Source organism: Streptomyces sp. NPDC030165, from assembly GCF_055573595.1.
Genome location: NZ_JBVIBD010000007.1, coordinates 119,628 through 142,446 on the forward strand (window position 1 = coordinate 119,628; position 22,819 = coordinate 142,446).

At 74.5% G+C, this 22,819-nt stretch carries 13 protein-coding genes; 1 reads left to right on the forward strand and 12 read right to left on the reverse strand.

Annotated features, from left to right (window positions below; genetic code table 11):
* Window positions 1-4: 4 nt before the first annotated feature.
* The 10 genes from ACZ4Z1_RS15550 to ACZ4Z1_RS15595 all read right to left on the reverse strand — a co-directional run bounded on the left by ACZ4Z1_RS15550 (window position 5) and on the right by ACZ4Z1_RS15595 (window position 19,552).
* The gene (locus ACZ4Z1_RS15550) at window positions 5-2,677 is read right to left on the reverse strand and encodes a hypothetical protein (RefSeq protein WP_468487115.1); all 2,673 of its coding nucleotides are present in this window, start codon (window positions 2,675-2,677) and stop codon (window positions 5-7) included.
* On the reverse strand, window positions 2,674-6,171 hold the full coding sequence (locus ACZ4Z1_RS15555; protein ID WP_468487116.1) for a tubulin-like doman-containing protein: 3,498 nt from the start codon (window positions 6,169-6,171) through the stop codon (window positions 2,674-2,676). The genes ACZ4Z1_RS15550 and ACZ4Z1_RS15555 overlap by 4 nt, the downstream gene beginning before the upstream one ends.
* Window positions 6,172-6,282: 111 nt before the next feature.
* Window positions 6,283-8,748 carry a VWA domain-containing protein gene (locus ACZ4Z1_RS15560; RefSeq protein WP_468487117.1) on the reverse strand — a complete coding sequence of 822 codons (2,466 nt, stop codon included), beginning with the start codon at window positions 8,746-8,748 and terminating at the stop codon, window positions 6,283-6,285.
* Complete coding sequence (locus tag ACZ4Z1_RS15565) at window positions 8,745-9,326, reverse strand: Pycsar system effector family protein (protein ID WP_468487118.1); 582 nt, start codon at window positions 9,324-9,326, stop codon at window positions 8,745-8,747. Before ACZ4Z1_RS15565 ends, ACZ4Z1_RS15560 begins: the two co-directional genes overlap by 4 nt.
* Window positions 9,326-10,735, reverse strand: coding sequence for a hypothetical protein (locus ACZ4Z1_RS15570; RefSeq protein ID WP_468487119.1), 1,410 nt, complete (start codon window positions 10,733-10,735; stop codon window positions 9,326-9,328). Before ACZ4Z1_RS15570 ends, ACZ4Z1_RS15565 begins: the two co-directional genes overlap by 1 nt.
* 92 nt (window positions 10,736-10,827) lie before the next feature.
* Window positions 10,828-13,170, reverse strand: a complete 2,343-nt coding sequence (locus ACZ4Z1_RS15575) for a hypothetical protein (RefSeq protein ID WP_468487120.1) — start codon at window positions 13,168-13,170, stop codon at window positions 10,828-10,830.
* The gene (locus ACZ4Z1_RS15580; protein ID WP_468487121.1) at window positions 13,167-14,171 is read right to left on the reverse strand and encodes a nucleotidyl cyclase domain-containing protein; all 1,005 of its coding nucleotides are present in this window, start codon (window positions 14,169-14,171) and stop codon (window positions 13,167-13,169) included. Before ACZ4Z1_RS15580 ends, ACZ4Z1_RS15575 begins: the two co-directional genes overlap by 4 nt.
* A gap of 66 nt (window positions 14,172-14,237) precedes the next feature.
* Window positions 14,238-14,984 carry a Crp/Fnr family transcriptional regulator gene (locus ACZ4Z1_RS15585; RefSeq protein WP_468487122.1) on the reverse strand — a complete coding sequence of 249 codons (747 nt, stop codon included), beginning with the start codon at window positions 14,982-14,984 and terminating at the stop codon, window positions 14,238-14,240.
* Between the two features lie 474 nt (window positions 14,985-15,458).
* Window positions 15,459-18,056 carry a polynucleotide kinase-phosphatase gene (locus ACZ4Z1_RS15590; protein WP_468487123.1) on the reverse strand — a complete coding sequence of 866 codons (2,598 nt, stop codon included), beginning with the start codon at window positions 18,054-18,056 and terminating at the stop codon, window positions 15,459-15,461.
* Window positions 18,053-19,552 (reverse strand): 3' terminal RNA ribose 2'-O-methyltransferase Hen1, encoded by a 1,500-nt coding sequence (locus ACZ4Z1_RS15595; protein ID WP_468487124.1) that lies wholly within the window; start codon window positions 19,550-19,552, stop codon window positions 18,053-18,055. The genes ACZ4Z1_RS15590 and ACZ4Z1_RS15595 overlap by 4 nt, the downstream gene beginning before the upstream one ends.
* Before the next feature lie 270 nt (window positions 19,553-19,822).
* Here ACZ4Z1_RS15595 and ACZ4Z1_RS15600 point away from each other — a divergent pair, with 270 nt between their 5' ends.
* Window positions 19,823-20,746 (forward strand): LLM class F420-dependent oxidoreductase, encoded by a 924-nt coding sequence (locus ACZ4Z1_RS15600; protein WP_468487125.1) that lies wholly within the window; start codon window positions 19,823-19,825, stop codon window positions 20,744-20,746.
* Window positions 20,747-20,895: 149 nt separating this feature from the next.
* Here ACZ4Z1_RS15600 and ACZ4Z1_RS15605 read toward each other — a convergent pair whose 3' ends face one another.
* Both ACZ4Z1_RS15605 and ACZ4Z1_RS15610 read right to left on the reverse strand, forming a co-directional pair.
* A complete protein-coding gene (locus ACZ4Z1_RS15605) occupies window positions 20,896-22,134 on the reverse strand; it encodes a PP2C family protein-serine/threonine phosphatase (protein ID WP_468487126.1) in 1,239 nt (412 codons plus the stop codon).
* Window positions 22,135-22,252: 118 nt separating this feature from the next.
* A complete protein-coding gene (locus ACZ4Z1_RS15610) occupies window positions 22,253-22,810 on the reverse strand; it encodes a quercetin 2,3-dioxygenase (RefSeq protein ID WP_468487127.1) in 558 nt (185 codons plus the stop codon).
* Between the last annotated feature and the right edge of the window lie 9 nt (window positions 22,811-22,819).

Sequence of the window (22,819 nt, forward strand, 5' to 3'; positions counted from 1 at the left end):
CCCCTCATTCGTTCGCGTTCGCCGGCAGTTCCGGCCCGGTGGTGTCGCGGCCGCCGCGCAGCCGGACCGTACGGACCGATCCGGTACGCAGCGGCAGCAGCCGGAAGACGCCCGCGTACCGGCCGGCCGGGGTCCACACCATGTCGTCGGCGCCCGACGGGTCCTCGCCGTGCCGTGCCACGTCGGGGGCGAAGCGCACCCCGCGTCCGGCGTGCCGGTCGCGGGAGAGCAGCCGGCGGTGTTCGGCCGCGCAGAGCGGCACCGTGCCGGTGCCGTCGCCGTGTTCGCGCAAGATCCGGGTGACCCGGTCGGGCGGCAGGCCGAGCAGGACGGCCGGGTCCGGCCGGGAAGCGGGGTCCCGGGCGAACGCCGGGGCGGCGGCGACGCCGTCCCGGGCCAGCCGGGCGGTCTCGTCGTCGATCAGCGCCCGCACCTCGCGGTCGAGGGGCAGGGCGGTGGCCGCGCCGGGGTCGCGCTCGATGGTGCCCCAGTACGGGTCGAGGAGCCCGGCGATGCCGTCGGCGAGATCGCCGACGAGGGTGGCGACCAGTTCGGGCCCGCCGTCGCCCGCTTCGCGCTCCAGCCAGGGGACGGGCACGTCGTCGGGCGGCGGCGCGGCCGGGGCGGGGGCGGGGGTGTCGGCAGGGGTGTCGTTGTCCGGCTGCCGGGGTGGCGGCACCCTGTCGGCGAGCGGGTCCCGCCAGGGGGTGTCACGGCCGGTGGCCGGTCCGCCGCCGGGCTCCGGTTCCCCGTCCCAGTCGTCCCAGTCGTCCCAGCCCTGGGCCGTGGCGTCGTCGTAACGGGGGTCGCCGCCCTCGAAGGAGTCGTACGAGGCCCGTGCCGCGAAGCCCTGGTCGTACGACGGGCCGAACCAGTCGTCGTCCGGCAGGCCGTCGGCCGGCGGACCGGTGTCCCGGGCACCGGCCGCCGTGCCGCCGTCGCGTCCCGCCGTCACCGGCACGGGATCGCGGCCCTCCGCCGCGGCTGCCGCCCGGCGGATCATCCCGGCCACCGCCCGCGCGCCGTCGGCGCAGTACAGGCGGGCGTCCGCCAGCAGCCAGTCGTGGTTGACGGCGTCGGTCAGCAGCCCGTCGAGGGAGCGCAGCACGTCCCGGCCCTCGGAGCCGCCGCCCGCCGCCCACCACGTGTCCAGGGCCTCGGTCCAGCGGCGCACCGCCAGCAGCGGCAGCACGATCAGCGCCACCAGCAGGGTGCTCAGCCCGAGCCACGCGGGCACCGCGAGCGTCCGGCCCAGTGCGATGCCGGCGCCCGCGCCGAGCAGTCCGGCGCACAACTGTGCCAGGGCGCCCGACTGTCCGCCGCCGTCGAGGTGACCGTCTCCGCCGCGCCCGGGGCGGCGGGCCAGGGCGAGGGTGGTCAGCCCGGCGGCGGCCAGCGCCGTCAGCGGTCCCAGCGCCCAGCCGGGCCCCGGCCACAGTCCGGCCGCCGCGGCGACGGCACCGCCGCCCGCCAGTTCGGTGACGGCCGCGCCGCGCACCTCGAACGGGCGGGGCCCGGCCAGGTGCCGCGGCAGGCCGGGCGGGCACAGTTCGTCGAGGCGGCCGAGGCGGGCCGCGCTGCCGGCCGGTGTGGCCAGGTCGGCGACCGCGCCGAGCCGGGCCGCCGTCGAGCGCAGCGGCAGCCGCTGCGTCAGCAGCTGCTGGGTGTAGCCGCGCAGGCCGGGGCCGATCCGTTCCCGGTCGGCCTCCGGCACGGGGGGCAGGTCGATGCCGCGCTCGTACAGCCGCCGGCGCTGTTCCGGGGGGAGGCCGACGCCGTCGCCGTCGCGGAGGGTCTCGGCGACGGTCTCGCGGTACGCGGCCAGTTCCGCCGCGGCCGCATCCAGACCCTCGGCGAGGTCCACGTCCTGGGTCCCCCGCAGCAGGCCGCCCGCGCGGCGCTGCCGTTCGTACGCGTACTCGGCCTCCAGCAGAGCCGTCTCGCAGGCCCGGTAGCGTTCGTCGGCCTCGCCCCCCGGCCGCCGCCAGTCCTCGCTCTCCACGGGCTTGGACATCCCGGCGCCGACCAGCGACGCCAGTACGGCGGGCACCCCGCCCGCCTCCGGATCGGTGAGCGATACCCGGCCGCCGGGGTCGTCCTGGCCGACGAGGCCGGCCAGCGCCTGCCGCCGGACCCGGTCGCGGGCGGTGCGCGAGAGGTCGTGTTCCAGGACGCGCAGGGCGGGCACGGCCACGCCGTCGGGGATCTCCGACACCGCGTGCAGCACGGCGTCGAACACCGCGGGGGCGGCGAGGAGTTCGAGGAGCGGGCGCAGCGCGCCCTCGTCCTCGTCCGGAGTGGGGCCGGCCACCGTGCCGCAGTGCGGGTCGAGGATCCACAGCACGCCGACGGCGGGCGGGCGCAGCGGGGAGGGCCGGTCCAGGGCCCAGGGGGTCGGCGCGGGCGGCACCGCGACGCCGTCCCCCGGTTCCGCGGGCGGGGCGCCGACCGCGACGCACAGCGCACGGCCGGTGCCGTAGGCGAGGACCTGTTCGTAGACGTGCTGGTGGCGGACGAGGCCGGTGGCGGTGTCCACGAGCAGGAAGCGCTCGGCTTCCTGGGCGGGGGCGCCGCCCAGCGCGGTGCGGACGGCGCGGTGCAGCCCGTCCGCACCGTCCAGGCCGGCGTGGCCGCCCCGCAGGTCGAGGGTGACGACCGCGGTGGTGGGGGCACTCACAGCAGGTCCTCCTCCCTCGGCTCGTCGTCCCAGGGGTCGGCCCACAGGTCGTGTCCGGAGTCACGCCCGGAGCCGGGTCCTGAGCCGTGTCCGGAGCCGTCCGCCGCGCGGGGGTCGTCGGGTTTCGCCTGCGGCTCGTAGGGGCCCCTGGCCTGGCGGGGCAGCGGTTCGTGCGGGTCCGGCTCACGCGGGTCCGGTCCGTGCCGGTCCGATTCGGCCGGGTCCCGTTCGTACCGGTCCCGTTCACCCCGGTCCGTTCCGTGCCGGTCCGGCTCGTACGGCTGCGTGTGCCGCGTACGCGCTTCCGCGGCCGGGCCGTGCCCGTTGGCCTTGTGCAGCCGTGCCGGTGAGGTGCCGGTCTCCCGCATCTGCTGCTGCGCCTGGGCCAGGGCTCGCAGCGAGGGCCGGTTGGCCCGCAGGCTCCTGGGGAAGCGCAGGTCGAGGGCGCCGTCCAGGGTCGTGGTCCAGAAGTGCAGCAGCGGCTCGATCCAGTCCTGCTCGTCCTCGTTCAGGTCGTGGGCGCGCTGCCGCAGCCGGGCGCCCTCCGCCGGGGCCACCCGGCGCAGGAAGGTCCAGAACAGCGGGTGCGGTTCCCTCGGTGTGGTGCTCAGTCCCTCCGGCAGGGCCTCCATCAGCACCGAGCAGAAGTCCTTGACCGCCGAGCCGGCGTCCAGCAGCGCCCAGCGCTCGTACGCCCGCAGCAGGTCGGACCAGCTGGAGACGTCCCGGTCGTACGGCTGCAGGGCCAGGGTCATGGTGGCCGAGTCGCCGCCGCGCAGCCGGAAGCAGACGCTCTCCGGGGAGAGCGGGTCGCCGGTGACCTCGACGCGCCCGTTCCACATGGCGCTCAGCATGCGTTGCAGCACCCGCTGCCGGTCGCTCTCCGTGCTGGCCAGCCAGGAGTCGCGGTATCCGGTGCGCTGGCGCCACTGGAGGTGGTCCTCGCGGCCCTCCCGGTCCCTGGCCCGGCCCCACAGGCGCAGCACCTGCCGTACCTCGGAGATGTCGGTCAGGCTCATCTCGCTGCGGAACAGCACAACCGTGATCGATTCGGTGACCACGGCCCGGAACTCCGGCGGCAGCCGGTTCTCGTCGCGCGGCAGCAGCAGCGACTGCTCCAGGAAGCGGTCCACACTGCCCTTGGCCTTGGTCTGCGGACGGACGATGAGGGTCTTGAGCTTGCCGGTGCCGTCCGGGGTGAAGCCGGCCGGCAGCAGACCGGCGAGCTGGGAACGGAACTGCTCCAGCCACTTCTCGTCGACCGCGTCGGCGGCCTCCTCGTCCCCGGACGCCGCCGCGAGGAGGTCGCCGAGGGACGGCAGCAGCGGCCGCTCGTGGTGGACGCCGGCCTCCCCGAACAGCTTCTTGATCCGGCCCTCCAGGACCTGCTTGACCTCCTTGACGGCGGCACGCGGCGAACGCTGGACGGCTTCCAGGGCACGCTCCCAGTGGCGCGGTTCGACGATGCGGGCGAGCAGCGCGGCCTCGTCCTGGTTGTCCGGCATGCCTTCGCGCTGGAGGAGGCGGGTCAGGACGTCGTCGTAGAAGGCGTCGAGGGAGTTCTGCGGCGGGAGCAGGTACGACACGCCCGTGCGGTCCTCGCGGTACAGCTCGCGGCGCCGCTCGCGGAACTGGCCGTTCTCCCCTTCCTCGTGGTCGCGGAAGGCCCGTACCAGCGCGGCGAGTTCCTTCAGGGCGCGGTCGGCGATCGGCCGCCAGCGGGACTCCTGCGCCTTCCACCGCTCGTGCCACGTCCGGTTGGTCGCCCAGCGGTACCAGGCGTTCTGCTCCTGGATGGCGGCGTCCACCTCGGGGTCGCCCCAGCGCGCGGGCACCACGCCGCCCATCCGGCGGCCGATGCGCGGCACCTCCGGCGGGTTGGTCTCCACCCCGGGCGGGCATTCGGGGTGGTTGCGCCGGTTGTCGAGCATGCCGGAGAAGCCCGCCTGGGCCACCCGGTCGCTGTCGCCCGGGTTGCCGGTGAACACCCGCTCCAGCCGGAACGGGTCGTGCTCCTTGAGCAGGTGCAGCAGCGCGCGGCGCGGGTTGAAGCGCTCCGCGCTCTCCGCCAGCCGGCGCGAGAGGTCCTTGCCGAGCAGGCGCAGCTGGCTCTCCATGTTGGCGCGCCGGTTGTTCAGCTCCTCGCTGATGGCCCGGACGCCCTTGGGGACCTGGTCGGGCGCCTTCACGGGCCGGGCCTCGCGGATCCACACGTCCTCGATGCCCGCCCCCTTGAACGCTTCGACGACGAGGGCGCGGTGGTCCTCGCCGCCCTGCCGGGCGCGGTCCAGCAGGCCGCGTACGGCACAGGCCAGCATCCGGGCGGCGACGATCTCGGCGAGCTCGTCGACGGGCACCGTCATGGAGGCCGCGAGGCTGGTGGACATGCCCTGCAGGCCGATGCCGGTGGCGGCGGCCGCCGACCGGCTGGCGCCGCGGTTGACGAAGCTCGCGGCGAACGACTGGTACGCGTCGTCCGCGCGCCCGCGGGCGTTCTCCTCGCCCAGGTCGGTGCCGATCAGCGAGGTGACCATGGCGGTGATGGAGCGGCGCAGGTCGTCGGGGCGCATACCGGCGGTACGGCTGAAGAGGAACGCCGTCTGGACGGTGGAGGTACGCAGGCTGACCGGCACCATGTCGGGGTACTTCACGCTCAGCGAGCCGCGCTGCTCCACGTCGCCGAGGTCGGCGGTGGCGTCCGCCGCGTTCTGGTCATCGACCAGGTGCGAGAGGTCCACCAGGGCGCGGGCGGCGTTCAGTTCGGCCTCCCGGCCGCCGCCGGACTCCGGCGGGAACGCCGACGGCATCACGACCAGCGGATAGATCTTCGCGCCGGGCAGGTTCACCGAGTGGAAGGCGTGCCCGATCAGGTGCAGGAAGTCGTAGAAGATGCCGGCACCGGTGCCGCCCGCGACGGAGAACGCCACGAACACGTCGTAGCCGCGGATCTGCCCGCCACCCAGCTCCTGGAGGTCGCCGGCCGACTTGCTGAGCGCGTCGATCGCCTCGCGCAGCGGGCCGAGCACCTGGTCCGGACCGTTGCGCAAAGTGGCGAACAGCGCGGCCCGGCCGACGGTGGGCAGCTGTCCGGCGCCGGTGTGCAGCGGGGAGACCCGGGGCTCGTCGACCCGCGGGGGCAGCCAGCCCGCGGTCTCCTCGTGCTGGGCGATACGCAGCATCCGGGTCATCTCGGGTGAGTTGTCGTAGGTGGGCAGCAGGTTGTGCACGGCCCGGGACGTACGGGCGAACGCCGCCGCCTGCGGGCCGCGGGCGCTCAGGTGCGGCAGCCGGTCCAGTTCGGACTCGCTGAAGTCCGCGTACACGAACTGCAGGCAGTCGGGCAGCTGGAAGGGGACCCGTTGCTTGCCGCGGCCGACCAGGTCGGTACCGTCCGGGCCGCACAGTTCGCGGCGCAGGTTCCGCTCCAGTTCGGCGCCGATCCGGGCACCGGTGCCGCCCAGCCCCACGAACAGCATGGGCTGGTAGATCTTCATGTCGTCGCTCCCCTCGTCCGCCCGTCGGGGGCGGCCTGTGCTGCGAGATGTGGTGCCGCCGGTGGTCCGGCCGGCCGGCCGCCCGGACCACGGCGCCGTGGCGCGGGCGCCTCAGAACGCGGAGTCATATCCGGACGGTCCGCCCGCCCCGCCGGAACCGCCCGAGCCGCCCGGACGGCCCGCGCCGCTCGTCCCGGCCGGTCTGCCGGTGCCGTTGGCCGGGGCGCCGCGCCTGCCCCGCCCGTCGGTGCCGCCGTTCGCGCCGGTGCCGCCCCGGCCGATGCGGCCGCCGAACCGGCCGGCCGTGCCGCGGAAGCCGGCCGCCGTGCCCGGCCGGCGCCCCGGGCCCGTACGCGCCCGGCCCGGCCGGCTTCCGCCGCGTGCGAACAGTTCCAGGTCGTGGCCCAGCCGGGCGGGCGCGCCGCGCGGCACGGCCTGCTCCTTGCCGTCCGGGCCCCGCAGCCGCAGCCCGTCGCCCTTGCGCCGCAGCCGGTACGTCTGCGCCGCGCGCTTGCTGCGGACCTGTAGGCCGGGACGGTCCGAGGAGGGCTCCTCCACCGCGAACCAGAACGTCTTCGTGCGGGCTCCTCCGGGCACCTCCAGTTCGTCCAGCGAGCGCCCACCGCGGCGCAGTTCGATGACGAGGCCGTGCAACGAGCTCTGGACACCGCCGTACCAGACCCGTACGGCGATCACGGCGGCGACGGCGAGCCCCAGGCCCGCGCCCCCGATGACGGCCCACCACCACCGGTCCCACCAGGTGGGTGCGGGGGTGACGGTGACGGTCAGGAAAGCGGAGCCGACCTCGCGGCCGCCGTCGGTCCGGTCGGTGACGGTGATCCGGCCGCCGGTGTCCCCCGCGGGCGCGACGGCGCCGAAGGACACGGTGAAGGGCACCGGCTCCTGGGCGCCGGGCGCGACGGTGACGGTGGCCGGGCTGATGCGCAGCGCCGCCGCCGTGGACTGGTCGGCCAGGCCCAGGCGCAGGGTGTGCGGACGGCTGTCGTTGTTGCGGGCGACCAGCTTGCCGGCGACCGAGCCGCCCGGGTGCACGTCGTGGCCCTCCAAGGTCACGCCGGCCGCCACGGGCGCGGCGCCCGGGGACACCCGGGTGTCGTAGGGCCGCCGGTCGCCGGTGACGCCGGGCGCCGCGATCGCGCCGGCCAGCCGCAGGGCGCCGGTGGCCGTCTCCGGCACCGTCACCGACGCCCCGTACAGGACGTCCCCGGCCTTCTCGTCGGGGCCCTCGCCGTCGTCGCGCAGCGGGACGTCCACCGGCTCGAAGCCGTCACCGGAGAGCTGGGCGGCGGCCCGTACCCCGGCGAGCTGCCCGGGGTCGGTGATCACCACGCCGCGGCGGGTCTGCAGGCGCATCCGTACGACGACGTCCTCACCGGGCCTGGGCGCGGACGGCTCCAGGGTGACCGACGAGCGCAGCACGCCCTGCCAGATGGCCCGTACGGTGGCGGGCTGGTCCCGGTGCCCCTCGGGCGCGGACAGCTGCACCCGCCACTTCCCTGGCAGCGGGTCCTTGACCCGCAGTGCCTCGACCGGCCCGTCCTGGCCGCTGACCTCGAAGCGGGATGCGTCGAAGTCGCCCTGCAGGGGCACCTTGCGGCCCTTGGGGTCGTAGTACGTGGCCGTCACCCGCGGGTCGCGCTTGGTGACGGTGATCGAACCGTCGGTCGCGATGGGCGGGATGGTCACGGTCAGTTCGCCCGGCGGCTTGGCGCTGGTGCCTTCTTCGACGCGGGCGCAGCGGGCGGCGGCGAACGCGCTCTGGAGCGCCTTGTCCACGTCCGCCGCGCCGTCGACGACCTCCGGCCGCGGACGGGAACCGGGCAGGTCTGCGCAGCCGTTGCGGTATCCGCCGTCGGCCATCTGCTGGAGGGCCTTCCTGTCGATGCCCTTGCCGAAGCCCAGCGGCCAGATCTGCACGTGTTCGCGGCGTGCCCGGTCGAGGACCTCGCGCAGCCGCTTCTCGCCCTCCTGCTTCCGGGCGGCGGGGTCGGCTCCGTAGGCGGGGCTGTCCTCGACGTTCAGCTTGCCGTCGGTGAGCAGGAAGACGACCTTGGGCGTGTCCTGCGTACTGCTCTCTCGCAGCCGGGTCAGGGCCTGGGTGAGGGCGGCCGGGAAGTCCGTGCCGGGGCCGAGGCTGCTGCTCTCCCGGTCGGTGAGCCGGCGGGCGCAGTCGCTGATGCGCTGCCGCCCGGCGGCGTCGACGACGGTGGGCGGGCACACTTCCCGTACGGGCTGCTGCCCCTCCTTCTCGGCGCTGCCGAAACCGATGACGCTCGCCCGGGACCGGTCGGAGATCTCGCCCTGGCCGATCAGCGCGGCCGCTTCGGCCTCGCGGGCCAGCGCCTCCTCGCCGATGCTGGCCGAGGCGTCCACGACGACGGAGAAGTCGACGGGTGCGGGGCCCGCGGACGGCGCGGTGGGGGCGGGTGCGGCCCACGCGGGCGGCGGCCCGAGCGGCACGGCCGCGCAGAGCGCGGTGAGGGCGGCGACGGCGGCGCGGCGCGTCCCGCGCCGGGTCCGCGCGGCCGCCGGTGCGGTCCGGTGCGTCACGTTCACCACAGCCCTCCGGTCAGGGCGCAGCAGCCGCCGGCCGCCAGGCAGCCGACTCCCCAGCGCAGCCAGCGGTACTTGGCCCCGAGGATGCGGCCGAGCGCACAGGCCTGCTCGACGGCCCACTGCCCGGTGTCCCGGCCCGCGAGGGCCACCCGGGGCAGCAGGATCTCGGCGGTGGCGCCGCGGGTCAGCTGCGGGAAGAAGGTCAGATGCCCGTCCGCGGAGGTACGGGTGCGGGGCAGCACCGCCGCCACGAACATGGCTATGCCCAGCGTCCACAGCACGGTCCCGGCGAGCAGCAGGGCGGTGCCGGCGGCGGGCAGCACCGGGAACCGCACGTCACGGCCGAGGAGCAGGACCAGTGCCGCCGTGGCGCCGGTCAGCATGACGGACGCCTTGGTGTCGGCCCGGCTGATCTCCTCCCGTACGACCTTCAGCAGGCGTTCGGCCACGAAGTCGGGGCCGGTGGCGGTGGCCGGTGCGGAGTTCGCGCAGGGGCAGGCCGCGGCGCAGGGGCAGAGTCCGGTGCCGCGGACGGGGGTGGGTGCGGGTACGGGTACGGGCGGAGCGCTGGTGGTCATCACTTTCCCCAATCCAGGCCCGCGCCGCGGCCGCGGCGCGGCGCGGGGCCGTTCCGGTCGGCGTCGCGGTGGTCGTCCCGGTGGCTGTCACGGTGGTCGTCGTACCGGTCGTCGTACGGGTCGTCGTGGAAGTCCCCGTGCCGGCCGCTTCGGTAGTCCTCGCGCTCGGCGGCCGACTGGACGCGGTCGGGCTCGTAGACGCGGCCGCGGTCGTCCCGTTCGTACGGCTCGTCGTGACTGCCGCCGTCACCGCCGTGACCGGCGCCGCCGTAACCGCCGTCGTCGGCGTACACGTCATCGGTCTGCCGGTGGCCGGCGTGCCTGTCGCCGCCCGGGCGGTCACGCCCCGGCCCCGGCTCGTGGCCGTCCTCGTACGCCGTCTCCCGGCCGGGACCGGAACCGCGGTCCCGGTCCCGTTCCGGCTCGGCGTCCGGATCGGGCTCCTGCGCCCAGTCCATCCGCTGCCGCCCGCGGTCCCGGTCTTGCTCACCGCGGAGCCCGCCGCCCTCCAGCGCGCGCCGCCGCGGCTGTTCCAGGAGGTCGTCGGCCGCCCGCCCCACCACGCCGCTCGTCGTCGACCGCAGGAAGTCGATGGCGGCCAGGGTCTGGTCGTTGAGGTCGTGGCGCTCGATCAGGCCGCCGTCGACGAAGCGGAACACCGTCTCGATCGACAGGGCCCGCTCCTCCCGGCGCTCCCTGCGGAACGCCTGCTGGATGTCCCACTCGTGGGCGGAGTCGCGTGCCATGAAGTACGCGAGCCGCCGGTCGTCGCCGCCGCTGAGCATCTCCTGGAGCTCGGCGGCTTTCATCCGGGTCAATTCCTGTTCCTGCCGTTCCCTCTTCAGTGCCTCCACGTGCTGCCGGCGCGCGAGATCGCCCTCGTGGTCGATCTCGGTGCGCTGCCGCTCCGCGCTGATCCCGCGTTCACTCAGGTCGATCCGTACGAACACCTCGGTCTCCAGGCCGAGTTCGTGGCCCAGGCGCAGGTCCGCCAGTTCGTCCTCCACCGCCCGGTCCGCGCGTTCCGCCTCGCTGATGCGGTAGCGTCTGGTCACTCCGCGCAGCTCCCGGAGCAGGACCGGCGAGAAGTACTGGGCGAGGTTCCAGACGTTGGCGCGGACCGCCGCGTACGCGTCCACGACGCGCCAGCGCACCTCCACCTCCACGCGGAAGGACTCCGCGTCACCGGCCGCGGGCAGTGCGGTGCGGAACTGGGTCACATGCCAGCCGGCCCGCACCTCCATCACCTTGAACGGCCCCCTGAACAGTGGCTTGTCCACGTCCTCGCGGCGGTCCGGCCAGATCACGCTGTGGCCGCCGTTGTTGTACGTGAGTACCGCGGCGACCTGTGTACCGGGCCGCCGGAACCGGCCGGACGACTCGTACTCCCGTACCAGCGGGCCCGGCACCGTCCCTCCGGGCCCCTGGCCGTGTCCCCCTGGCGCACCCGGACCCGGGACCTGCCCGTGACCGTGCCGCGCGCCGTTCCGGCCGTCTTGCGTCATCGTCGTCCCACTCCTTCCAGCACCGCCCGCATCCGCGCGGCCGCCCGGGGGGCGAGCGGTTCGTCACTGTCCCGCTCCAGCCGGGCGACCAGCAGCAGCAACCGCTCGCGGTCCCGCCGCCCCGTCACCAGCAGCGGCAGGAACCCGCACAACACGTCGAGCTGCCGCTCGTCCTTGGCCGCGCGCCGCATCCAGCCGCCCGTCTCCTCCAGCGCCGCGGCGCCCGCCCGCGCGGTGTTCAGCGCTTCGTGCACCAGGTCGGCCAGCCAGGGCGCCCGGTCGGGATGGGCCGCGGCCAGGGCCGCCGCCAGCGGCCAGGAGCCGTACGACTCCAGGACGGGGCTGTCGCCCTGGAGCCCCCACAGGTGGGAGGTCCGGGTGGACAGGGCGCGCAGCACCACCATCAGCGCGAGGTCCTGCCGGATCTGCCGCCGGTCGCCGAGCCAGCGGGCCAGCCGCCTGAGCACCACCTCCGGCTCGGGGCCCGCCAGCAGCCGCACGACGCTGTACGAGGCGACTTCGGCCGCATTGTCGGCGTCCTCCCGGCAGCCGATGCACGCCAGTTCGTCCAGGGATTCGGCGACCGAGCCCGCCACCATGCCGTAGCCGTGGGCGAACGCCGCGATCCGGCAGACGGCCTCGTCGTCGCCGCGTGCCCAGCCGCGCAGCAGGCCGCGCACGGCGGGCCGCACCTGCGGGTCGCGGGCGGTCTCGGCCAGCGCGGTGGCCGCGGCCATCTGCTGCACCGGGCTCTCGGCGCGGGCCAGCGGCAGCAGCAGTTCGGAGAACCCGTAGAGGTAGTCGCGTCGGCACAGCGTGCCCGCGACGATCGCGGCGGGCACCCACATCTGAGGGCGCTGGTCGTCGCACAGGGACCGCAGCCAGCGGGTCAGCGGGCCGCGTACGTTGTGGTAACCGTCCCATGCCTCGTACAGGACGGCGGTGGCCAGCTTGCGGCCCTGGAAGCGGCTCACCCGTACGGGGATGGCTGCGTCGCCCAGGTCCTCGACGCCCGTGCCCGGCACCGCGCGGGCGGCGGCCAGCCGGGCCTGGGTCTGCGCGGTGAACAGCGGGCGGCCCGGCGCGTACTGGGGGTCGAGGGTGACCGCCAGCTCCCAGGCGAGCAGTTCGCCCGCCTCGGTCACCAGGCTCTCCGCTGAGCCGTTGAAGACCGCGAGCGACAGCCGCAGGGCCGCGGCGCGCAGGGCGGGCAGCGCCTGGGGCAGGGTGCCGGGCCGGTCGGCCCCGGCGAACCACTCCTGCGCCTGGCGCTGCGCGAACCCGGCGCAGGCGGCGAGCAGTTGGCTGTCGTCGGCGTCGCCCCTGGCGTGCGCGGCGAGGTGGCAGGCGAGCCGCGCCGCCTCGCCGGGCCGCAGTGCGTCCAGGCCCAGCGCCTGCTGCACGTCGGCACGCCGGGCGTTGTCCCGGGCCAGCTGGAGCAGCTGCGCGGGGGCGTCGGCGAGCAGATCGGCCACGTGCCGTTCGAGGACGTCGTCGGCGGGCGGGGGCGTGCACTGCGCGCCGTAGCGGCCGCGCACCAGCCGGTCGGCGAAGTCCCCGGCGCCCACGACCAGGACGCCGTACGCCCCGCGTCCGGCGAGCAAGGCGCTGAGCCGGTCCAGGTGCAGGTCGGATGGCCGGGGCCCGGTGCCGTGCCCGTTGCCGCCCCGGTCGCCGCCCGCGGACGCGGCCGGTACCGCACCGGCGTCCTCGGCGGGCAGTTCGAGCAGATAGCCGCGGCCGGCGTCGAACTTCTCCTCGCCGACGCTGTCGAGCGCGGTCGCCGGGTCCAGGCGGGACACCTCGGTCGCGACGTCCCGGAGCAGGGCGAGCCCCGTGGAGGTACGGCCCGTGCCATGCTCGCCGCAGAGCGCCAGCAGGTGCGTGCGCCGCAGCCGGGTCCGCATCGCGTCGTAGCCGGGGGCCCGGCAGTAGACCCGGCCCAGGCGCTCCAGTTCCTCGGCGGGCACCGGCCCGTCGACGAAGACGTCGTCGGTGCCGACACGGACCTGCGTCTGGTAGAAGGTGTTGCCGTCGAAGATCTGGCTGTCGCCCTCGACGTGCAGATTCGTACGGGCCTCGCGGGCGGTGCGCGCGCCGCCCGCCTCCCCCGCGCCGCCCAGCGGACTGCCCTTGGGGGCGCCCAGGCGGGGCTTCTCCTCGGGCTGTTCGGTGCCGTCGCCCTTGCCGTCCTTGTTGTCCTTGTTGTCCTTGCCGTCCTTGGCCGGCTTCCCGTCCCTGGGCGGCCGGCCGACGTCGTCCCGACCGCCCGGCCTGCCGTCGGGCTGCGGCGGGGGCTGGTCGCCGGCGGGCGGCGCCCCCTCGTCCGTACCGGTCACCGGCCACCGCCTTCGGGTGCGGCTTCGGTGCCGGGGGTGTGGGCGCGAGGCGGTTCGGGCTCGGACGCCGGGGGCGGCGCGGGCCGGGATGCGGGAGGCGGCTTCGGGGCGGTGGCGCCCTTGCGGATGCCGTTGAAGTCCCCGCTGATGTGGAAGGTGCCGCCGTCGACGGTCTGCTGGTCGCCGCCGATGTAGCCGAAGTGGTACTTGTTCCGGTACGGGGCGGGAGCCGGCGCCGTGCCGGCTGCTGCCTCCTCCCCTCCCCGCCCGGAAGCGGGCGGCGGGACCGCACCCCCATGCCCCGCCCCGCCGCCCTGCTCCGGCGGCGGGTCCTGGACCGCGCGCACCCCCGTCGCGCACGGCCGGCCCCGCCCCGGCACCGCCGGGGACGGCGGTGCCTCGTGCGACGTGCGTGCCGGAAGGGGCGGGAACGGCAGCCGTGGGACGTGGAACCACGCCTCCGTGTCCGTCTCCTTCTCCGACACCCGCGCCCGCCGGTAGTGCTCGGGCTCGATACAGGCACCGCCTTCCGCCACGACGTCGTGGTACAGCGAGTCGGACACGACGAACAACAGCGGTGCCCGGTCGGCCCGTTGCATGACGCCGCGGGCGGTGTCGCTGTCGCACAGCCGGCAGGCGAGGTCCACGGCGCGCCCGGCCAGCCCCTTGGCGTCCTGGGCGACCGGGCCCGCGTGCATGGCCACGCGCATCCGCAGCGGCTCCAGCCGCCCCGCGTTGACCTGGCGCAGCTTCTGGTAGACGCCTTCGAGCCAGGGACCCACCAGGTGCGCGGACGGGACGTCGGGGGCGAGTGCGACCAGTACGCCGTCGCCGCGGTCCTCGATGTGGCAGGACCGCTCGGCGACCCCGGCGGCGGTGAACCCGGCCTCGAAGACCTCGTACATCACCTCGCGCATCCGCAACTTCGCCCGCCAGCCCAGGAGTCCGGATCCGCAGACGTCTCCGTTGACGACGAGTCGGTGCAAGGCTTCCGTGCTCACTGGACCTCCTGGTTCGTGCCGACATGAAGCAGCATGGCCGGGGCGGACAGGCGGGGCTGTAGCCGTTTACACAGCCGGCGGAGATTGCTCGGGGCGTATCGGAGCGGGGCCGGCCGGCGTGCGGCCGCCGACCGTGCGCCCTTCGGCGAGCAGCCGCAGCAGCGCGAGGTCGAGCACGGCCAGCCGCCGGGGGCCGGTCTGCACGACGCCCTGCTCGCGCAGCAGGCGCAGTGCCTTGGCCACCGCTTCGCGGGTGGAGCCGACGGCCGCCGCCAGGTCGTGCTGCGGCAGGGGCAGGTCGACGTCCACGCCTCCCGAGCCGGGGGTGCCGGTGCGCTCGGCCAGCTCCACCAGGCGCGCGGCGAGCCGTTGCAGCACCTTCTCCGAGGCCAGGGACCGCCGTTCACCGTCCGAGCTGCGCAGCCGGGAACTGAGCTGCCGCATGATCAGTACGGTCGCCACCGGCCGCGCCGCCAGGTAGCTGCGGAACCGGTCGCCGGGGATGACGACCCCGTCCACCGGGCCGAGCGCGGTGACGGTGGCGCTGCGCGGCCGGTGGTCGACGGCGGCCTGGTCGCCGACGACCTCGCCGCTGCCGCGCAGCGCGAGGATGAGCCGTACGCCGCGCTCGGTCTCCAGGGAGACGCCGGCCCAGCCGTTGACGATCGCCACCACGAAGGTGGTGGTGTCGTGCTCCCTGAGGACGACCTCGCCCGGCGCGTAGCTGCGGCCCCGGCCGAGCGCGAGCAGCGCCCGCCGGTCCTGCGCCGGCAGCGCCTTCAAGAAGGGCCTGCCGTCCTCGAAGAGACTCATCCGCCTCCTCCCCCCGCTGGTTCGCTCACCCCGGCCCCGGACGCCCGTCGGCACGGCGGACGCTCCGCTCTTGTGCTTCTGGTCGCACCAGGGCCCCGACCCGGTTCCTCAGCCTGGCGGAGAATCGGGCTCGTCTCTGATTTCTTTCGTTACAGGCGGGGTTCTTGCGCAAATTGATCGAGCTGCGCTCGGTTGAGTTACAGAACATTAGGGTTGCGGCCAGGCCCCGTCAACGCTTTCCCGGCTCTCAACTACCCACACTCACAAGGGTTTTGACCTCACCGAACACCTGTGCCTCACTCCGTCCGCCCGCGCGCGGGCAGCACGCAAGCGGCGCGCATCGCAGGCTCACCGAACGTGACCGGACGACAGCGGGGGCCCGGCCGTCTTCGGCCAGGCCCCCGGGGCCGCGGGCTGTTCGTGCTGTTCTTGCTCTTCGTGCTGCAAGGACTTGCGGCTTGCGGGCCGCGCGGACTACAACCGCGGGTCCACCGGCTCCGACTCCAGTGCCAGCACCGCGAAGACCGCCTCGTGCACCCGCCACAGGGGCTCCCCTTCGGCGAGGCGGTCCAGGGCCTCCAGGCCGAGGGCGTACTCGCGCAGGGCGAGGGAGCGCTTGTGGCCCAGGTGGCGCACGCGCAGCCGGTCCAGGTTCTCCGGGCGGGTGTACTCCGGACCGTAGATGATCCGCAGGTACTCCCGGCCACGGCACTTGACGCCCGGCTGCACCAGCCGCCCGTCACCCTTGCGCACCAGCGCGCCCAGCGGCTTGACCACCATCCCCTCGCCGCCGGCGGCGGTCAGGTCGAGCCACCACCGCACGCCGGCCGCGACCGACGCCTCGTCCTCCGTGTCGACGACCAGACGGCCGGTACGACGCAACAGTCCCGTTCCGTCGTGCTCGACGAGCCGGTCCAGCCAGGCCAGCTGCTCGTCGTGCGGTACGGCGGCCAGGCTGCGGCCCGGAGCGGCCAGGATCTGGAACGGTGCCAGCCGTACGCCGTCCAAGCCGTCGACCGGCCAGCAGTACCGCCGGTACGCCTCGGTGAACGCGGCCGCGTCGGCAGCCCGGTCACGCTGCCTGGCCAGCAGGTCGGGCACCTCCACGCCGCGCGCCGCGGCCGCCTCCAGCGCGTCCAACGCCCCGGGCAAGGCCGCGCCGGACGCCGCACCGACCGCCGCGTACTGCCCGCGCAGCAGGCCGGACGCCTTCAGCGACCAGGGCAGCAGCTCGGCGTCGAACAGCAGCCAGTGCCCGGAGGCGGCCGCGGCGGGGTCGGCCAGTTCCTCCCACAGGCCCGCGCCCTCGACGGCCTCGCGTACGGTCTTCAGCACCTGCTCGGTGACGGCCGGGTCGTCGAAGAACGGCCGTCCGGTGCGTGTGCAGACCGCGCCGGTGACACCCTCCGCCGTACCGAACCGTTCCCGCGCCGCCGCCTCGTCCCGGCACACCAGGACCACGGCCCGCGAGCCCATGTGCTTCTCCTCGCACACGACCTCCCGTACGCCGTCCGCCCGGTACGACGCGAACGCCTCGGCCGGGTGCTCCAGGTAGCCGTCCTCCTTGGACGTCGCGCAGGGCGCCATCGTCGGCGGCAGGTACGGCAGCAGGCGCGGGTCGGCCGCGAACCGGCTCATCACCTCCAGCGCCGCCGCCGCGTTCTCCTCCTTGACGGCGACCCGGCCCATGTGGCGCGTCTCCACGACCCGCCGCCCGGCGACGTCACCGAGGTCCAGCGGGCGCCCGTCGGCACCGCCCGGCGCCTCACTGGCCAGGGGCTTGGCCGGCTCGTACCAGACCCGCTCGGCCGGTACGTCGACCAGTTCCCGCTCCGGCCAGCGCAGCGCCGTCATCCGGCCGCCGAAGACACAGCCGGTGTCCAGGCAGATGGTGTTGTTCAGCCAGCTCGCGCGCGGCGCCGGAGTGTGCCCGTAGACCACGGCGGCGCGCCCCCGGTAGTCCTCGGCCCACGGGTAGCGCACCGGCAGCCCGAACTCGTCCGTCTCGCCGGTCGTGTCGCCGTACAGCGCGAAGGACCGCACCCGGCCCGACGTACGGCCGTGGTACTTCTCCGGCAGCCCGGCGTGGCAGACCACCAGCGCCCCGCCGTCGAGCACGTAGTGGCTGACCAGGCCCTCGATGAACGCGGCGACCTCGCCGCGGAACGCCTCGTCCTCCGCCTCCAGCTGCGCGACGGTCTCGGCGAGTCCATGACTGTGCTGCACCTTGCGGCCCTTGAGGTAGCGGCCGAGCTTGTTCTCGTGGTTGCCCGGTACGCACAGCGCGTGCCCGGCGGCGACCATGCCCATCACCAGACGCAGCACGCCGGGACTGTCCGGGCCGCGGTCCACCAGGTCGCCGACGAACACCGCGGTACGGCCCTGCGGGTGCCGGGCGTCCACGGCGCGGCCGAGCGCGTCGTGCGCGACCTCGTACCCCAGCCGTACGAGCAGCGTCTCCAGCTCGGAGCGGCAGCCGTGGATGTCACCGACGATGTCGAACGGCCCGGTCAGGTGCCGCAGATCGTTGAAGCGCCGCTCGGTGACGATCTCCGCCGCCCCGACCTGCTCCACGCCCTTGAGCACATGCACCTTACGGAAGCCCTCGCGCTCCAAGTGCCGCAGAGAACGGCGCAGTTCGCGCTGATGGCGCTGGATGACACGGCGCGGCAGCCCGGCGCGGTCGGCGCGCGCCGCGTTGCGCTCGGAACACACCTCCTCGGGTACGTCGAGGACGACGGCCACCGGCAGCACGTCGTGCTCCCGGGCCAGCTTCACCAGCTGGGCGCGCGCCTCCGGCTGTACGTTCGTGGCGTCGACGACGGTCCGCCGGCCGGCCGCGAGCCGCTTGGCCGCGATGTAGTGCAGGACGTCGAAGGCGTCACCGCTCGCGCCCTGGTCGTTCTCGTCGTCGCTGACCAGCCCGCGGCAGAAGTCCGAGGAGAGCACCTCGGTGGGCTTGAAGTGCCGCGCGGCGAACGTCGACTTGCCGGAGCCGGTGGCGCCGACGAGCACCACCAGGCACAGGTCGGGGACGCCCAGCGGCCGGCGGGCGGGGGTGGAGTCGGTCATGCCTGGGCCTCCTTTGCGGGGCTGGGGGCGGTTCGGGTGGCGGGGGTGGTCGGGTCGGGTTCCGTCTGACGGAAGTACGCGAGCTGGGTCGGTGGGCCGACCTCGGGGTCCTCCGGGCCCACGGGCCGGAACTCCACCTCGTACCCGTGCCGCCCCGCCACCTCCCCGGCCCACGCCCGGAACTCCTCGCGCGTCCACTCGAAGCGGTGGTCACCGTGCCGTACGTGCCCGGCGGGCAGCGACTCCCAGCGCACGTTGTACTCGACGTTCGGCGTGGTCACCACGACCGTACGCGGCCGGGCCGCACCGAAGACCGCGTACTCCAGCGCGGACAGCCGCGGCAGGTCGACGTGCTCGACGACCTCGCTCAGCACGGCGGCGTCGTACCCTTTCAGACGCGCGTCGGTGTACGCCAGCGAACCCTGCACCAGGCGCAGCCGCTCGGACTGCCGCTCGGGCATCCGGTCCAGCCGCAGCCTGCGCCGCGCCTCCTGGAGCGCGCGCATCGACACGTCCATGCCGACGATGTCGGTGAACTGCCGCTCCTTGAGCAGCTCGCCCAGCAACTGCCCCTGCCCGCAGCCGAGGTCCAGCACCCGCGCCGCCTTCACCTCGCGCAGCACGCCGAGGATCGCGGCCCGCCGCTGCACGGCGAGCGGCACCGGGCGCTCCTCGGTGTCGGCCGACTCCTCCACCGCGTTGTCGATCTCCTCGACTGCGGTGTCGTCCGCCTCGGCGAGCCGGGCCAGCTCCAGCCGCTGAAGCGCGTCGCGCGTCAGCGCCCCGCGGCGGGCGAGGTAGCGGCCGACGATCAGCTTCTGCTCGGGGTGGTCCTCCAGCCAGCCCTCGCCGGTCCGCAGCAGCTTGTCGACCTCGTCGGGCGCGACCCAGTAGTGCTTGGCGTCGTCGAGCACCGGCAGCAGGACGTACAGGTGCCGCAGCGCCTCGGCGACCGTCCGCTCGCCCTCCAGGCCGAGCCGTACGTACCGCGAGTCGCCCCACTCCGGGAACGTCTCGTCCAGCGGCACCGGCTCGGCCCGTACCGTCCACCCCAGCGGCTCGAACAGCCGGCGCACCAGGCCGGCGCCGCCGCGCGCGGGCACGGCGGGCAGCGCGATGTGCAGCGGCAGCGGCTGCGCGGGCAGCTCGGGGCGGGCCTTGCACTGCCCCTTCATCGCGCTCGCGAAGACCGTGCTCAGGGCCACGGCCAGCAGCGACGAAGCCGCGTACGGGCGGTCGTTGACGTACTGCGCGAGCGCCGAGTCCGGGGCGCCGCCCCGGCCCCTGCCCCGGGCGCGCCGCACCAGCGCGACCGGGTCCACCTCCAGGAGCAGCGCGGCCGTGCACCGGCTGTCGTCCGCTTCGGGGTAGAACACATGGGCCGTGCCGTGCGCCGTCGAGAACGCCTGCGCCTTGCCGGGGTGCTTGTGCAGCAGGAACCCGAGGTCGGTCGCGGGGCGCTCAGCGCTTCCGGTGGTGGATATCGTCAGGAACACGCGTACGAGTATTGCCCGGTAGCGACCTGTTTGACGAACTGGTTTTTGCAGGTGGGAACAGGGGCGTCGCGGAGGGGAGGGCGGGGGGGGGCGGGGCAGATCCTGCCTCGGTTCGGCCCCGGCCCCGGCCCTGCCTTCGTCCTGCCCAGACCCCTCTCGGCCCGGCGCCGCCCGCGGCCGCCCGCCCCGTCCTGCTCGTCGCGCCTGCCGCTCCCGCGCGCTGCCGTGCCTGTTCCCGGCTCCCGGCGCCCGCAGGGCAAGATGGGCGGCATGGAACTCCGGATCTTCACCGAGCCCCAGCAGGGGGCCACCTACGACACCCTTCTCCGCGTCGCGCGAGCCGCCGAGGACCTGAACTACGGCGCGTTCTTCCGTTCCGACCACTACCTGCACATGGGCAGCACCGACGGCCTGCCCGGCCCGACGGACGCCTGGATCACCCTGGCCGGCCTGGCCCGGGAGACCAAGCACATCCGGCTCGGCACTCTGATGACCGCCGGCACCTTCCGCCTCCCCGGCGTGCTGGCCATCCAGGTCGCCCAGGTCGACCAGATGTCGGGCGGCCGGATCGACTTCGGCCTGGGCTCCGGCTGGTACGAGGACGAGCACAAGGCGTACGGCATTCCCTTCCCCAAGGAGAAGTTCGGCCGGCTGGAGGAGCAGCTGGCGATCATCACTGGACTGTGGAAGACGCCCACCGGCGAACGCTTCAGCTTCGACGGGAAGTTCTACCAGCTGGCGGACTCGCCCGCGCTGCCCAAGCCGGCCCAGCCGAAGGTGCCGGTCCTCATCGGCGGGCACGGCGCCAAGCGCACCCCCGCGCTCGCCGCCGAGTACGCGGACGAATTCAACATCCCCTTCGCCTCGTTGGACGACACCGAGCAGCAGTTCAAGCGGGTACGGGCGGCAGCCGAGCACCGCGGGCGGAACGCCGACGACCTGGTGTACTCCAACGCCCTGGTCGCCTGTGTCGGCCGGAACGACGCGGAGGTCAAGCGCCGCGCGGACGCCATCGGCCGCCAGGTCGACGAGCTGAAGGCCAACGGCCTGGCCGGCTCCCCCGCCGAGGTCGTCGAACGCCTCGGCCGCTTCGGGGCCGTCGGCTGCCGGCGCGTCTACCTCCAGATGCTGGACCTGACCGACCTCGACCAGATGGAACTGATCGCCTCCGAGGTCATGCCGCAGGTGGCCTGAGGAGCGCAGGGCTCGCGGGGGGGGACGCGGACGGCGTTGGGGGCGCGGAATATGCGCGGCGTGTGGCGCGGGGCGTCGGGCGGCGTGCGGCGCGGAGTGTGGGGGTTGGGTGCGGGTGCGGGACTCGTGAGCCGCCGCTGCCCTCGGCCTCACACCGGCGCCTCCCCACCCGGCCCCCACGGGCCCGGACACCACTCCACCAGCAACAGCGTGGCATCGTCCCGCAGCTCGTTGCCCTGGTCGTCGACGATGAAGTGGATCAGTCGGCGCAGGGTCTCGAAGGCCAGTTCGCCGCCCGCGGTGGCCCGGATGATCGTGTCCGTGAACCGGTCCATCCCGAACAGCGCGCCACTGGAGTCCCGCGCCTCGGTCACACCGTCCGTGTAGAGCAGCACGCGGTCGCCCGGCTCCAGTTCCGCCACGTGGACGGTACGCATTTCCGAGCTCAGCGCCGCCGGCAGGCCCAGCGGCAGCTGCCCGGGCCGCTCCAGCGCGCTGTCGAGGACGGCGTGCCGACGGATGAGGAGCGGCGGCGGGTGGCCGCAGTTGACCCAGCGCAGCCGCCCGTCGGCGAGGTCGAGCTGCAGGAAGATGCCGGTGGCGAACCGGTCGGGGAGCCACTCGTACAGTGCCTGGTCGACGGTGTCCACCGTCTCGCGCAGATCCGCACCGGCCCGCCGCCCGCTGCGGCAGCCCGCCAGGGCGACGGAAGTGGCCAGGCCGGCGGCCAGGTCGTGGCCCATCGAATCGATGATCGCGGCGTGCAGCGTGTCCTGCGTCACGGAGTGGTCGAACGCGTCGCCGCCCAGCTCGTACGCGGGTTCCAGCACCGCCGTGGACACCGCCTGCTCGTTGCCGATCGTGCGCGGCGGCAGGAAGGCCCGCACCATTTCCGCGGGCAGCTGCATCGGCTGCGTACGCGCCTGACGTACGAACGTGTCGCTGTAAGCCCGTTTCGAGGTGATGATCGGGGCCAGCAGGGCCGCCAGCGCACGGCAGCGGCGCATCCGGTCGCCGTCCAGCAGGTCGGTACGTACCTCCAGTACGCCCAGCCGCTCCACCCCGTCGACCAGCGGCAGCCAGACCCGGATGCCGCCCTCCGGGGCGTCCACGTCCTCCACCCGCATGGCCAGGGTGCGGTACGTCCATCCCGCGAGGGAGGCGTCCACCGACAGCGAACGCTGCCCCGTGCCCATCGGGCACAGCTGCCGCTGCTGGATGTCGACCAGGTAGAGGCCGACGTGGCGCAGCCCGAGCGCCGCGGCGTGCCGGTTCACCAGGTCGGGCATGTCCGTGGGGGCCGCGCGCTGGGCGTGCTCCAGCAGCGTTTCGAGCATCCCGTAGCCCTCGGCGCCCGGGTAGGCGTCCGCAAAGGCTTCGCCGGCCATCGTGATCACCTCCTACCGCAGTCTCGCACCGCGCCCGCACCCCCGCCGTCCGGGCGACCCGGCAGCGCCGGTCATTCCCCCACTCGGGTCGCGGGCGCCCCCGGCCGCTCCCGGTCCGTCACCGCGTACGCCACTCATGTCCCGGGAGGAAGTGCACGTCGTACCGCTCGGGAACCGTCTTGAACTTGCCCGCCTCCGGGACGACCGGTTCACGCGGCAGGCCGAGCTGCTCCGTGGGAATTCCGAGGTTCTCGAAGAACCGCTCGAACGTACCGCCGGGACCTGCGGCGACGCCGACGACCTGACTGTGGTGGCGTTCCATGCGATAGGCGTGTGCACAATTCGCGGGGACGAAACCGAAGTCACCCGGGGTCAGCAGCTTCTCCTGCTGCTCGCCCTCGGTGTCCTCGACGAACAGCCGGACGGCGCCCTGGGTGACGTAGAAGACCTCGTACGTGTCGGTGTGCAGGTGGGCCGGGATGAGGTCGCCCTTGGGCCCCTCGACGGTGAAGAAGTTGAACGCGTTCCCGGTCTGCTCGCCGCCGGCGTAGACGGTGACCAGGTCGCCGAACAGGTGGGCCCGGTCCCCCTCGCCCTTCTCGATGAAGTACGGCCGGCCCGGCTCGGCCGGGATGCGCGAGGCCCGGCGATAACGCGTGGCGTACTCGATAGTCACAAAACCTCC

Coding starts and splice junctions, on each gene's coding strand:
- ACZ4Z1_RS15555 (WP_468487116.1), bottom strand. CDS start 6,171: ATGAAGATCTACCAGCCCATGCTGTTCGTGGGGCTGGGCGGCACCGGT.
- ACZ4Z1_RS15565 (WP_468487118.1), bottom strand. CDS start 9,326: ATGACCACCAGCGCTCCGCCCGTACCCGTACCCGCACCCACCCCCGTC.
- ACZ4Z1_RS15585 (WP_468487122.1), bottom strand. CDS start 14,984: ATGAGTCTCTTCGAGGACGGCAGGCCCTTCTTGAAGGCGCTGCCGGCG.
- ACZ4Z1_RS15590 (WP_468487123.1), bottom strand. CDS start 18,056: ATGACCGACTCCACCCCCGCCCGCCGGCCGCTGGGCGTCCCCGACCTG.
- ACZ4Z1_RS15600 (WP_468487125.1), top strand. CDS start 19,823: ATGGAACTCCGGATCTTCACCGAGCCCCAGCAGGGGGCCACCTACGAC.
- ACZ4Z1_RS15605 (WP_468487126.1), bottom strand. CDS start 22,134: ATGGCCGGCGAAGCCTTTGCGGACGCCTACCCGGGCGCCGAGGGCTAC.